Origin of the sequence: Acinetobacter sp. YH12226, from assembly GCF_013417805.1 — a bacterium.
In the GTDB taxonomy this organism is placed as follows: domain Bacteria; phylum Pseudomonadota; class Gammaproteobacteria; order Pseudomonadales; family Moraxellaceae; genus Acinetobacter.
This window is the reverse complement of the sequence record NZ_VPDG01000019.1, coordinates 1-13,908: the sequence shown is the minus strand read 5'-3', so window position 1 is coordinate 13,908 and position 13,908 is coordinate 1. Positions and strand designations below refer to the sequence as shown.

At 45.2% G+C, this 13,908-nt stretch carries 7 protein-coding genes and 1 pseudogene; 7 read left to right on the top strand and 1 reads right to left on the bottom strand.

What is annotated here, in order from left to right; all coding sequences use genetic code 11:
* The 7 genes from FTV08_RS13655 (at position 1) to FTV08_RS13625 (ending at position 13,706) form a co-directional block, all read left to right on the top strand.
* Complete coding sequence (locus FTV08_RS13655; protein WP_180087505.1) at positions 1–612, top strand: DUF1819 family protein; 612 nt, start codon at positions 1–3, stop codon at positions 610–612.
* 16 nt (positions 613–628) lie between these two features.
* Positions 629–1,204 (top strand): DUF1788 domain-containing protein, encoded by a 576-nt coding sequence (locus FTV08_RS13650; RefSeq protein WP_002010699.1) that lies wholly within the window; start codon positions 629–631, stop codon positions 1,202–1,204.
* 41 nt (positions 1,205–1,245) lie between these two features.
* Complete coding sequence (brxC, locus tag FTV08_RS13645) at positions 1,246–4,926, top strand: BREX system P-loop protein BrxC (protein WP_180087504.1); 3,681 nt, start codon at positions 1,246–1,248, stop codon at positions 4,924–4,926.
* A 46-nt stretch (positions 4,927–4,972) separates the two neighbouring features.
* Complete coding sequence (gene pglX, locus FTV08_RS13640) at positions 4,973–8,479, top strand: BREX-1 system adenine-specific DNA-methyltransferase PglX (protein WP_180087503.1); 3,507 nt, start codon at positions 4,973–4,975, stop codon at positions 8,477–8,479.
* Positions 8,480–8,522: 43 nt separating this feature from the next.
* The gene (gene pglZ, locus FTV08_RS13635) at positions 8,523–11,147 is read left to right on the top strand and encodes a BREX-1 system phosphatase PglZ type A (protein ID WP_180087502.1); all 2,625 of its coding nucleotides are present in this window, start codon (positions 8,523–8,525) and stop codon (positions 11,145–11,147) included.
* 29 nt (positions 11,148–11,176) lie between these two features.
* Positions 11,177–13,216: a protease Lon-related BREX system protein BrxL gene (gene brxL / locus FTV08_RS13630; protein ID WP_180005347.1), complete on the top strand. Its 2,040-nt coding sequence runs from the start codon at positions 11,177–11,179 to the stop codon at positions 13,214–13,216.
* 319 nt (positions 13,217–13,535) lie between these two features.
* The gene (locus FTV08_RS13625) at positions 13,536–13,706 is read left to right on the top strand and encodes a hypothetical protein (protein ID WP_180087501.1); all 171 of its coding nucleotides are present in this window, start codon (positions 13,536–13,538) and stop codon (positions 13,704–13,706) included.
* 35 nt (positions 13,707–13,741) lie between these two features.
* On the opposite strand, the pseudogene FTV08_RS13620 reads toward FTV08_RS13625, so the two are convergent.
* Positions 13,742–13,908 (bottom strand): annotated as a pseudogene (locus FTV08_RS13620) (IS6 family transposase); the annotation flags it as partial.

The following is a 13,908-nucleotide window of genomic DNA, read 5'->3' as shown; positions in this document are numbered from 1 at the left end:
ATGTTAGAACAATTTCATTATGACAGTGACCTGATTGGTGGCTCCCTGATGGTGCGTGAAAGCCGGCTGATCGCGGATCTGTTATTACGAGAAGCGATTCCAGAACAATGGCATCAGGCAATTCAGATTGACAATATTCTGCAAAAAAGAACGCCTGCTTCAGCCCAACGTAACGCCACTGCCATTCGTAAGCGTCTTGAGCGCTTAGAGCCTGATTTCTGGAAAGCTTTGCGTGATGGGGATGATGAGCTGGCGACCCAGGTGGCTTTTTGTGGCGCACTGGAACGCAACCTGTTGCTGCTTGAGTTTATGGAAACGGTGATGAGGGATGCCTATATCTCCCAGGCGCAACACTTGGACAGTTATATCTGGTCAGATTTTTTGGATGAACGCTCACAACGTGATCCGGATATCTGTGATTGGAAAGAGTCCAGCAAGAAAAAAATGGGGCAGGTGGTCTTTCGCATGTTGGCAGAAGCCGGTTACTTAAAAAGTACCCGTAAGATGGAGTTGCAACGTGTGATCGTCAGAGCAGAGCTGCGTAGCCTGTTGGAAGAACATTATAAACAACGCATTAAAAGGTCAATGGAAGTGTCGCTATGGACGCGTTAGTTGTAGAGGGGCAGCAATGAGTCAAACAATACATGAGCGTCTGAACCAGATTCCAGAGCGAATTCTTTCCACCGAGTTTCTCACCGGGCAAGGACTGGGCAATGAAATTGGCTTCTGGATTTTTGATTATGCACCTGAAGATGAGTTGAAGGTGCGCGAATATCTGCATTTTCTAGACGGGATGCTGGAGAAAAAACACAGTCAGCTGAAGGTGGTGAATATCAACCTGCTGCAAGCCGTGGTGGATTATCTGGCTGAGCGTAACTTCATCGATAAAGCCATTCAAATGCAAAAAGCCAAAGGCGATGAAGCGCTGCTCAAAGCCTTAAAGGGCCCACTGCATATGGATAAGTTCGCGCCTTATCTGGTGAGTAAATATGCCACCAATGCGCAAGATATTGTGTTGATGACTGGGGTAGGGTCGGTTTGGCCACTGTTACGTGCCCATCACTTATTGAACAGTTTGCATTCGTTACTGGGGCATAAGCCAGTGGTGCTGTTTTACCCGGGCTATTACGACGGTCAAGCGATGAGTTTATTTGGAAAAATTCCAAGCAACAATTACTACAGAGCATTCAGATTAGTGCCTTAAACACGGCAAATAGAAATAAGAATTCGGGGGAATGGATTGAGATGAACATTAAAGAACTTTTTTACAAGCCATTAGATCGTGCGATAAACGGGGTGGTCAAGGCAGACCAGAATGACAATACCACGGTATATCAGGAACTCGATGAATACGTGGTCACCAATGAGCTGGAAAAGCATTTTCGGGACTTTTTCCAGTCTTATGGTACAGACCTAAGCGATCCTTCGATTGCTAACCGAGTCGGCGTGTGGATTTCAGGCTTCTTTGGCTCAGGTAAATCACATTTCCTGAAAACCTTGTCGTATATTCTGGCCAATAAAGTGGCACGTGATGCGCAAGGTAACGAGCGTAGCGCCGCAGAATTCTTTGATGAAAGCAAAATTCGTGATGCGTTTATCCGTGCGGATATTGGCAAGGCCGTCAGCCATCATGCCGATGTCATCCTATTTAACATCGACAGTAAAGCCAGCTCCAATGATGATGGCAATCCGATTCTGAATGTGTTTTTACGTGTGTTTAACGAGTATCAGGGTTTTAGTGCTGACCATCCACATATTGCCCATATGGAACGTCACCTGAGCCAGAAAGGTGTCTACGAACGCTTTAAACAGGCGTTTGAGGAATCTAGCGGCATGTCCTGGCTAGAGGAGCGTGACGGCTATCAGTTCTATCAGGATGATGTTGAAACCGCGATTTCCCAAGCCCTCAACTTATCTGCTGAAGCTGCACACAAGTGGTTTGAGGATTCTGAGCAGACCTTTAGTGTTTCGGTGGAAAACTTCTGTCAGTGGGTGAAAGAATACCTGGACAGCAAAGGACCCCAGCAACGCATGTTGTTCTTGGTCGATGAAGTGGGGCAGTTTATTGGCAGCGATACCCGCTTGATGCTGACATTGCAAACCATTACTGAAAACCTGGGTACGATCTGTAAAGGCCGCGCTTGGATTATCGTCACCTCACAGGCAGACATCGATGCTGTTTTAGGTGAGATGTCTTCTTCCAAAGCCAATGACTTCTCCAAGATTGCTGGACGTTTTAAAACCCGGTTATCGCTGTCCAGTTCCAATACCGATGAAGTCATCCAGAAACGTTTATTACGTAAAACCCCGGAAGCTGAAGCACTGCTCAGATCAGTGTTTGAGCAAAAGGGTGATATTCTCAAAAATCAGATTACCTTTGACCGTTCAGGCCCAACACTCAAGAACTATGAGGGGCCAGACAGCTTTATCCATAACTATCCTTTTGCGCCGTACCATTTCCAGCTTGTGCAAAAAGTTTTTGAAGAAATCCGTAAAGTTGGTGCGACCGGCGCACACCTGGCCTATGGTGAGCGATCTATGCTGGATGCCTTCCAGATGGCCGCGAATGCGATTGCCACAGATGAAGTCGGGGCACTGGTTCCTTTCCACCGCTTCTATACTTCAGTGGAAGGCTTCCTGGATACAGCGGTTAAACGTACCATCGACCAGGCAGGGCAGAATAAAACTCTGGATGGTTTTGATGTGCAGATGCTGCGTACCCTGTTCATGATCCGCTATGTCGATATCATCAAAGGTACCTTGGATAACCTGGTGACTTTGTCGATTGAGAAAATTGATGAAGATAAGCTGGCATTACGCAAGCGGATTGAAGAAAGCCTACTGCGTCTGGAAAAAGAGAGCCTGATTACTAGGAATGGTGATGAGTTCCTGTTCCTGACCAATGAAGAACGCGATATCACCCGAAAAATTAAAGCCACAGACTTAGCAGCTTCAGAAGAAAATAAAGAGTTAGCCAATCTGATCTTTAAAGATTTACTGCGCGATCAGAACAAATACCGCCATCAAGCCAACAAGATGGACTATCAGATTGGACGTTTTCTGGATAGCCATAGCTTGGATGGCAAGTATGAGAGTGATTTGAAAGTCGAAATCATTTCTCCACTGGATACGGAATACAACCTCTACACTGAAGCTTACTGTATTGGTAAAAGTACTCAGGCCGAAGGACAAGTGCTGTTTAAACTGGCAGACGATAAGCAATTCTTTAATGAACTGCGCACCTGGCTAAAAACCAATAAATTTATTCGGTTAAATGATGATGGCACTCAGTCCGATATCAGCCGTATCCTTGCAGACCGTGGCCGTGAGAACCAAGAACGTAAAAAACGCCTGCGTGTCCGGGTCGAAGAAATGTTGCTGGACGCGGAAAGTTATGCCTTGGGTCAACATCTACAACTTTCATCTTCAAGTCCAACCACCAAGCTGGATGAGGCTTGTCGTTATTTGCTGGAAAACACTTATACTAAACTGAGCTATTTGCAGGTCTATCAGCAGGATGCCTGGCGTGAACTGAACGCCGTCTTGACTGTCGATGATATGGCGCAGCTCGGATTGTCTCTGGATGGCGGGCAGAGTAATCCGAAAGCCCTACAGGAAGTAGAGCAGTACATTGCACTACGGGCCACTGGTACAGAGCGTATTCTGGTCTCGGATGTGGTCGATCGTTTTGCCAAACGCCCTTATGGTTGGCCAGATGCTGAGATTTTACTGTTGGTAGGTCAGCTGGCTGCGATGGGGCGGATTTCTCTACAGTTAAATGGTGGCAGCTTACAGTTAAAAGATGCCTTTGAGCCTTTACAAAACAGCCGTCGTCGCCGTGATGTGTCGATCATTAAAAAACGCCAGACTGATGATCAGGTGTTGAAACAGGCACGCCAACTCACCCAAGAACTGTTCTCGGCCATGGGACCAGCGACAGAGAAAGAGCTATTTGAATTTTATACCAAAAACTTTAAAAATTGGTTAGCCAACTTTAAGTCGTATAAGAGTAAAACTGATGTCGGGCAGTTCCCGGGCAAGAAAGTGATTGAAAAGTCGATTCTGACTTTGGAACGTCTGCTGGCGAATAGCGACAGCTTCGATTTCTTTAAAGCGGTGGTTGAGAACAGGGACGACTATCTGGATCTGGAAGAAGATTATCGTGACATTCATGAATTCTTCAGCAACCAGATGCCAAGCTGGCAACAACTGCAACAGGCCTTACGTCATTTTGAGAAAAACAAACAGGCGCTGGGCAGTGATGAGGTGGCAAAAAAAGCCCTCTCCGAATTACACCGTATTTCGACCCTCGAATCGCCCTACGGCCTGTTAAATAAAGTCGCTGATTTGGTTCGTACAGTGGAAAGCGTCAATGAGCAATTGCTGACTGAGAAGCGCAATCAGGCGATAGAACACATTGATGACAAAATCAAGCAGCTGGAAGCCGAGATTAAAAACAGTGGTATTGCCACCGCTGAGCTGAGTAACAAGCTATTACGCCCACTGCAATTGCTCAAAGCGGATATTGAAGAGGAAACTAGCCTATCCACCATCTATATGCTGCAAACCCAAACCGCCGTGGAGCGTTTTGATGAAGCCTTGTATGAGCTGGAACGAGAGGTTCAGGCTGAAATTCAGCGTCAGGCTAAAGCTGCACAACTGGCTCAGAGCAAAGCAGAGAGTATAACCAACACTGCAACCATCTCCAGCCCAGCAACATCAGAACCTGCTGCGAGTCCGGTACAGCCTGTGACAGCCGTAGTGCCACCGAAACCTGTTGTCGAAGTCGATGTCGCCAGCATTTACAGCAAAAGCTCAAGTAGTGTCTATCTGGAAACAGAAGAGTCAGTAGATCAGTTTGTAGACGCACTCAAAGCTGAATTGAAAAAAATTGTGGGTGATAAAAAGCGTGTGCGTATTCGCTAACTTGGGTTAGGGATATCGGCATCAGTCATTAATTAAAGGTTTTAACATGAATACCAGTAATATTAAAAAATACGCACCGCAAGCACGTAACGATTTTATCGCAGCGATGCGCAAGCAGGCCGCCAAGTATGGCATCACCGCAGACAGCATTTTACCGGCTGAACAGAAAGGCGACTTGCTGCTGATTGGCGATCAGGTTTTTCCGCTATCCGTCATGAAAACTCGTGAGAAGCTGATCAAGCGCATTCAAACCAGCAGTTTTGAGCAGACGATTGATTATATCGCTTACAGCTGGTTTAACCGTCTCTGTGCGATTCGCTACATGGAATGCAAAGGCTTACTGGATCATGGCCGTCGTGTACTCAGTAGTGCCGATGGTAGTGCAGGCTTGCCACAGATTTTGGAAGAATGTCTGGATATTGACCTACCAGGTTTAGATGCCAGCCGTGTGGCTGAACTGAAGCTGGATGGCAATAAAGACGAAGAGCTGTATCGGGAACTGTTACTGGCTCAGTGTCATGCGTTGAATCAGGTCATGCCACTCTTGTTTGAACAGGTTTCTGATGAGTCTGAACTACTGTTACCGGATAACCTGACCAAAACCGATTCGTTGATCCGTGATCTGGTCAGCAGCATTCCGGAAGAAGACTGGTCGGATGTGCAGATTATTGGCTGGCTGTATCAGTTCTATATTTCTGAAAAGAAAGATCAGGTGATTGGTAAAGTCGTCAAGAGTGAGGACATTCCTGCCGCGACACAGTTATTCACCCCAAACTGGATTGTGAAATATCTGGTGCAAAACAGTGTTGGTCGTCTATGGATGATGGCACAGCCGGAAAGTACCCTGGCCAGTGAGTGGGAATACTATATTCAGCCGGCTGAGCAAAGTGATGAAGTCAATGCCCAGCTGAAACAGCTGATTGATGTACGCATTAGTGAAGATGGCGATACTTTAAACCCTGAAAGCATTACGGTACTCGATCCGGCTTGTGGTTCGGGGCATATTCTGGTGGAAGCCTACGATTGCTTAAAAGCCATTTATTTGGAACGTGGTTACCGCAGCCGTGATATTCCACGTTTGATTCTGGAAAACAACCTGTACGGGATTGATATTGATACCCGTGCGGCACAGTTAGCCAGTTTTGCGCTGCTGATGAAAGCGCGTGAAGATGACCGCCGTTTATTTAGCAATCCACCGAAGCTGAATATTATTGCGTTACAGGATAGTCAGTCAGAACGACTGCAAGCATTCAGTCAGGACTTGGCAAGTACCGGTATTGCGCAGGCGGATTTAAAAGAACTGCTAAATCTATTTGAACACGCTTCGACCTTTGGTTCTTTGATTCAAATCCCTGAAGCATTCGCGAAGAAACTGCCTGAGTTAGAAACCAAGCTGAATACAGCATCAGAGTCAGGCGATATTTTTGCACAGCAGTCGGCACAAGAATTGTTACCTCTAGTCCAGCAAGCGAAATTACTAGTTAAACAATATGATGCAGTAATTGCAAACCCGCCGTATATGGGCGGGAAGGGAATGAATACAGCACTGAAAGATTTTTCTAAAAAGAAATTCCCTGATAGCAAGTCAGACCTATTTGCCATGTTTATTGAACGTGGTTTTGCTTGGTGTAAGGACAGTGGCTTCAACAGTATGGTCACTATGCAAAGCTGGATGTTCTTGTCCTCTTATGAGGCAATGCGCGAAAAGTTGCTACAGAATCGAAGTATTTTTGCACTGATTCAAATTGGATATAACAGCTTTCCAGAAATTAACTCTAAAGTAGCTCAGGCATGTTGCTTTACAATTTTAAAGACAAAAATAAAATCGTTTAAAGGTACTTATGTCAATCTTAATAATGCACCACAAGCAGCGGATAAAGATAAAGTTTTCTTAAGAAGAACCTCTCAGATCATTTTTGATAGAGTCCAAGAGGATTTTAAAAAAATTCCCGGTAGCCCTGTAGCGTATTGGGTGAGTGAAAAGGTAAGGGAGATTTTTGTTAATAACCCATCAATTAGCGAAGTCGCCGATGCACGTCAGGGACTTGCGACAGCGGATAATAACCGCTTTTTACGCTTTTGGCAGGAAGTAGATATCCAAAAAGTTGGCTTTGGAATGGAAAACCGAGAACAAGCCCAATTTTCAGCAAAAAAATGGTTTCCTTATAATAAAGGGGGCGAGTTCCGTAAGTGGTACGGAAATCAAGAGTATCTAATAAATTGGGAAAATGATGGAAAAGAATTATTTGATTTCATTCCTAAATCAGTCATCCGCAACCCTTCTTATTATTTCAAACCATCTGTTGGCTGGTCATTTGTAAGTTCATCTTATTTCGGTGTTAGGTATTACCCAAAAGGATTTATTTTTGATGTGGGCGGATCTTCTTTATTTCCTCAAAAAGAAAATATATTTAGTAACCTTGCGGGCTTTTTATGTTCACATATTGCCCCAGATTTAATGAAAGTATTGAACCCAACACTTAATTTTCAGGTAGGCAATGTCGAGCTGCTTCCTTATATCAATGTAAAGGATAGTGACTTCGGAAAAAATTGCATAGGGATAGCCAAAACCGACTGGGATTCTTACGAAACCTCTTGGGACTTCACTGAAAACCCAATTATCCGTACGGGGCAACCAAATCTAGAACAAGCCTTTAATACATGGCAACAGCAAAATGCTGACGCCGTCGCTGAAATGAAACGTCTGGAAGAAGAAAACAACAAGCTATTTATTGACGCTTACGGTTTGCAGGATGAACTGACGCCAGACGTACCGGACGAGCAAATCACTTTAACCCGTGCCGATCGTGAAAAAGACAGCCAACGTTTAGTGTCTTATGCACTTGGCTGCATGATGGGACGTTATAGCCTGGACGAACCAGGTCTGATCTATGCCCATGCAGGCAACCAAGACTTTGATGCCAGCCGTTATCAAAAATTCCCAGCCGATGCAGACGGCATTATTCCATTGACCGAAATGCACTGGTTTGAAGATGATGCAACGCGCCGTATTCAAGAGTTCTTAACTGCGGTGTGGGGTAAAGACACACTAGATGCCAATATGCTGTGGCTGGCAGAAAGCTTGGATAAAAAAGCCAGTGAAACCGCTGAAGACACCATTCGCCGTTATTTGGCGAGTAAGTTCTATAAAGATCACATGCAGACCTATAAAAAGCGTCCAATCTATTGGTTATTTAGCAGTGGGAAGCAAGGGGCTTTCCAGGCGTTAGTGTACTTGCACCGCTATAACGAAAGCACTTTGGCACGTATGCGTACTGAATATGTGATGCCACTGATTTCAAAAATGACAGCGATGGTTAACTCTTTGCAAAGTGAAATCGAAAACAGTGATTCTGCTGCTGAAATCAAACGTAAAGAAAAAGAACTACAAAACTTGCATAAGCAACAGGCTGAACTGAGTAGCTTTGAAGAAAAACTGCGTCATTACGCCGATCAGCGTATTTCGCTGGATCTAGATGATGGGGTGAAAGTGAACTACGGCAAGTTTGGGGACTTGTTGGCTGAAGTCAAAGCGATTACGGGGGAGAAGTGATGAATAGCTTTTCTTGCGAACGAGATCATGCAGAGGTGTTTGCATGAACTTAAATCAACTTCAGCAAGGCCTGGAACAAGCCTTTTATACTGAACAGCACCGAATTGTCTTTTGGTATGATGCAGAACAGTCATTTACTGAAGAAATCAAAGCCCTAGAGCTAAATGATGTCCAGATTCTGAATATGGCAGAAGAATCCAGCCTTGCGATTAAGCTTAAACTGGAACTTGAGGATCAGCAGGGTAAATACTTGCTGTATTTCCCCAGTGCTGAGCCTGAAACCGAAAAAGACTGGTTACTGGACATCAAGCTGTATTCCCGCAGCTTCTATGCCGATCGTTTCTCGATTATTTTTAATGAGCTGGGTTTACAGCAGCAGAGTCTAAGAGAACATCTGGCCAAACGTGAAGAGTTCCTCAAAGCCAAAGCGCGTCTGAGCACCTTAAAACGCTATATCCAGCCTGATGCAGATGCACAGGATCTGGATATGGCCATGATTGCAGCTGTGGTCAAGGCTGACAGTGCCGAGCTGATGCATATTGTCTTGGCGTTGGCAGATGAAATGGTACAGCAGAACCTGGCTCTGGAAGTCAATCCAGACTCCTTTGCTGAACTGGAAAAATTCCAACTGGTGCCAGCTTTAGTCACCGCATTACAGGCGGAAATTGGTTATCCAGCATCGGTTGAAGAATTGAATGGGGAAGCACCATTCAAGCTCGGTACGTTCTTTATCCGTTTGATGAGCACAGGTTTTTGTGAAAGCCTGGGCGATATACCGCTATGGGCTCAAGAACTGGTGATGTCATCTGTCAGTTCACGTGCGACGGCTAGAGCCTTCTTGTCACGCTGGAGAGACAGTTCCAAATACTACCCAACCTTTGATAAGCTTTCCCAGAGCGTGGCCAATGCACTGCGGATCCAAGAAAAGGTCGGGGCTTTTGATCTGGAGCAGCTGCTCGATGTCATGACCTTTGAAGTGATTGAACAAAAGATCATTGTTGATTTGGCCAGTCATATCCCTGCAGCAGCCAAAGCTGAACTGGAACATTTCAGAACGATTATTTCTACCCGTCTGGATGGCTATTGGGCTTCCAAACATAAGGACGATGCAACCCGCCGTAAATACCGTACCGTCTATACAGCGTTGCAGGCAGCGATTGAGCTGTTCAGTCTGCGACAGCAGTTTGATTCTGGGTTCTATTTCGACTCCAGCGAAGCCTTGTATAAAGCCTACGAGCAGGAGTTGTATCGCTTTGATATGGCCTATCGCCACTACAGTGCTGCTTCTCAACGCGCTCATGTCGATATCCTGAAAAAACTCGATGAAGAAGTCGAAAATTGCTATTCCTACTGGTTTATTGACCACTTGGCACGAAACTGGGGAGAGCGGGTTGAAGCTGAGCAACGCTTGAATGTCTGGAAAGTGGCAGATATCCCAAATCAGCAGAACTTCTACGATACTCACGTCAGACCCTTACTCAGTTCTGCAACGAAACGCCGTATTGTGGTAATTATCAGTGATGCTTTCCGCTATGAAGCTGCGGTAGAGCTGCGTGATCGTATCAATGAAAAGCGTTATTCCGAAGCGACCTTGTCTTCACAGCTGGGCGTTGTCCCAAGTTACACCACACTGGGCATGGCCTCGTTATTGCCGCATCAGACTTTGGAGTACAAAGAGGCCGCAGGGGATGATGTATGGGTGGATGGGCAGTCCAGCAAAGGGACTGCAGCACGATCAAAAATTCTGGCGGCCTATAATGGTCTGGCCGTGACCGCTGAAATGGTAAAAGGCTGGTCGCGTGATGAAGGTCGTGAAGCACTGAAAGACCATGAGTTGATTTACGTTTATCACAACGTGATTGATGCACGCGGTGACAGCGCCTCGACAGAATCAGAAACCTTTATGGCGGTAGAACATGCCATTGAAGAGCTGACCGAACTTAGCCGCAAAATCTTAATGCACTTCAATATTTCTACCCTGTTGATTACAGCCGACCATGGCTTCTTGTTCCAGCAAAGTAAACTGGAATCTGCGGATCGTTCAAGCTTGACTGAAAAACCTACCAATACATTGAAGAGCAAAAAACGCTATGTGATTGGGCATGGTTTACCAGAGAGCAAGGAAGCCTGGAAAGGCTCAACCCAAGCTACGGCAGGCACATTATCTGCGACTGATTTTTGGATTCCAAAAGGGGCGAACCGTTTCCATTTTGTAGGAGGCTCACGTTTTGTGCATGGCGGCATCATGCCTCAGGAAATCGTAGTGCCTGTACTAACGGTAAAACAGCTACGTGGTGAAAAGGCTGGACAGCGGACCAAGCGTAAAGTTGAGGTCATTTCTACCAAATCCACGCTGAAGATGGTCAATAACATCCAGAAGTTTGATTTGATGCAAACTGAAGCTGTCAGTGAGCTGGTCATGCCAGTGACTTTATCCATTGCCATTTATGATGGGGATCTCAAAGTTTCCAGTGAAGAAACTTTGACTTTTGATAGCAGTACCGACTCTGTTGCCGATCGGGTCAAACAGGTCAGATTGTCATTGTCTGGCACTGATTTTGACCGTAAGAAAGATTACTTCCTGGTACTGAAGGACAAAGACCTGAATATCGAGATGCAACGCTATAAGGTCACCATTGATCTAGCATTTACCGATGACTTCTTCTGATAACGAATTAACGATAGAGCGTAGCCTACATGGAATCTGCTAACGATAAAGAACTGGATCAGCTGCTGAATGAACACTTTGCTGGGCGGGTGGTACGTAAGGATCTGACTAAACTGATCAAAGAAGGGGCCAATGTCCCGGTCTATGTACTCGAATACCTGCTAGGGATGTACTGTGCCTCGGATGATCCAGAGATCATTGAACAGGGACTACGTAACGTAAAGACCGTGCTGGCAGAGAACTATGTACGACCTGATGAAGCTGAGAAGGTGAAATCCCTGGTTCGTGAACGGGGTAGTTATAAGGTCATTGATCGGGTGACCGTAAAGCTGAATGAGCGTAAGGACAAATACGAAGCATCATTTAGTAATCTGGGCATCAAAGATGCCGAAATCTCGGCAGGCATCGTCAAAGAGTATGAAAAATTACTTGTTGGTGGTATCTGGGTCATTGCTACGCTCAGTTATTATTTTGAAGAAGGACAGACTAGTTCTCCATTTGGGGTGAGTTTACTCAAGCCGATTCAAATGCCGAATATGAATATGGATGAACTCTTCAGTGGCAGAGCAGCATTAAGCACTGATCAGTGGCGCGAGAGTTTAATCCGTTCGATCGGCATGGAACCGGCTTCGTTAAAAGAGGACGTGCAATGGCACCTATTAGCGCGTATGGTTCCATTCGTTGAAAATAACTATAACGTCTGTGAACTGGGACCACGCGGTACCGGGAAAAGCCATATTTACAAAGAGTGTTCACCGAATAGTATTTTAGTCTCCGGTGGGCAAACGACTGTCGCCAACCTGTTCTATAACATGAGTAGCCGCCGTATTGGTCTGGTGGGCTTATGGGATGTGGTAGCTTTTGATGAAGTCGCCGGTATTTCCTTTAAGGACAAAGATGGCGTGCAGATCATGAAAGACTACATGGCCTCTGGATCTTTTGCCCGTGGCCGGGAACAAATGGAAGCCTCAGCATCAATGGTTTTTGTGGGTAATATCAACCAAAGTGTGGAATCCTTGGTAAAAACCAGTCATCTCTTGGCACCTTTCCCTGAAGCCATGATCGATGCAGCATTCTTTGATCGTTTTCATGCGTATATCCCAGGTTGGGAAATTCCGAAGATGCGCCCGGAGTTCTTCACCAACCGTTATGGATTAATCGTTGACTACCTTGCTGAATTCTTCCGAGAAATGCGTAAACGTAGCTTTGCGGATTCTATTGAGAAGTACTTTAAGTTAGGAAACAACCTGAATCAGCGTGATGTGATCGCCGTTCGTAAAACTGTATCTGGTTTGATGAAGTTGCTCTATCCACATGGTCAATTTGATAAAGAAAATGTACGCCAGTGTCTGGAATATGCACTGCAGGTGCGCCGTCGGGTCAAAGAACAGCTGAAGAAAATTGGAGGGATGGAATTCTATGATGTGCATTTTAGCTATATCGACAATGACACCCTAGAAGAGCATTTTGTTTCGGTAAAAGAGCAGGGTGGAGGTGGACTTATTCCCGAAGGTCCTGCTAAACCAGGCTTCCTGTATACCATTGGCCTTAGTAATAAGGGCATGCCAGGCTTATACCGCTTAGAACTTCAAGTCACTAAAGGTTCAGGAAAGTTGGCGACATCTGGCTTATGGAATTCAAGTAGTGCCAAAGAACAGGTCAAGATTGCTTTTGACTACTTCAAGGCCAATGCATCCCGGATCTCGGGGGGTAGTAAGGTGCTGGAACATGACTTCCACTTACATGTGGTGGAGTTACAGAATACCGGGCCGCTCAGCCATCTTGCCTTGCCAAGTTTAGTGGCTTTCGCTTCAGGCCTGTTAGGACGATCGGTACAAAGTCAGATGGTGGTACTGGGTGATATGAGCTTGGGTGGTTCAGTGACACCGGTGGAAAGTATTGCCGAATGTCTGCAAGTTGCTTTTGATGCGGGTGCCAAGAAGGTTGCTTTACCAATGAGTAGTGCGGCAGATATCCCAACGATTCCTGTGGAACTGTTTACCAAGTTCCAGACCAGCTTTTATGCAGATCCGGTGGATGCGGTGTTTAAAGGGTTAGGGGTGGATTAATTTCATATCTGTCTGGAAGAGTTACAGTAGATTGTTTTAAATTCAGTTTCTCAAGTTAAACACCATGTTGTAAAAGCATAATACTGCCTCTTTAAAAGAGGCAGTATTTTTTCTAGTCCGTGATCATTAAACAAAAAGCAATGAACTGTACTGCTGAACCAAGAGATTAATGAAAGACTCAAAAGAGAGAATTATCATATTTATAGTCATTCTTGATTGCTTTCTATTCTGGGCTGACTATTGTGGGCAGGACATTACCTCACTATTGTAAAATATTGAGATAATCATTATTTCAAGCAACTCGAGAGGCTTAAATCTCATGACTAAAAAATCTTCTGAACCTCACGCGAAAATGTCGGCAGAATCTCAAGAAAAAGTACAAGAACCCGCTAGAGAAATGAAGGATGAAAAAATCCCTTTACCCGAATTGCATCAGACCAGGGATGTTTCTGAAAAAGTAACTGAATCCAGAGGGCACTGTTGCAAATAGAGATTTGAGTCGATGAAGTTCCTTTTTAAAAGTGCTTAGAGACCGAAAACCCTGTTGATTAGACACACTTCACCTTGAGGCTGACCATAATAAAATGACGATGCTTGTCCTTTACGTAGTGCACGCATGACTTCAATACCTTTAATTGTGGCATAAGCCGTCTTCATAGATTTGAATCCTAATGTGGCCCTGATGATCCGCT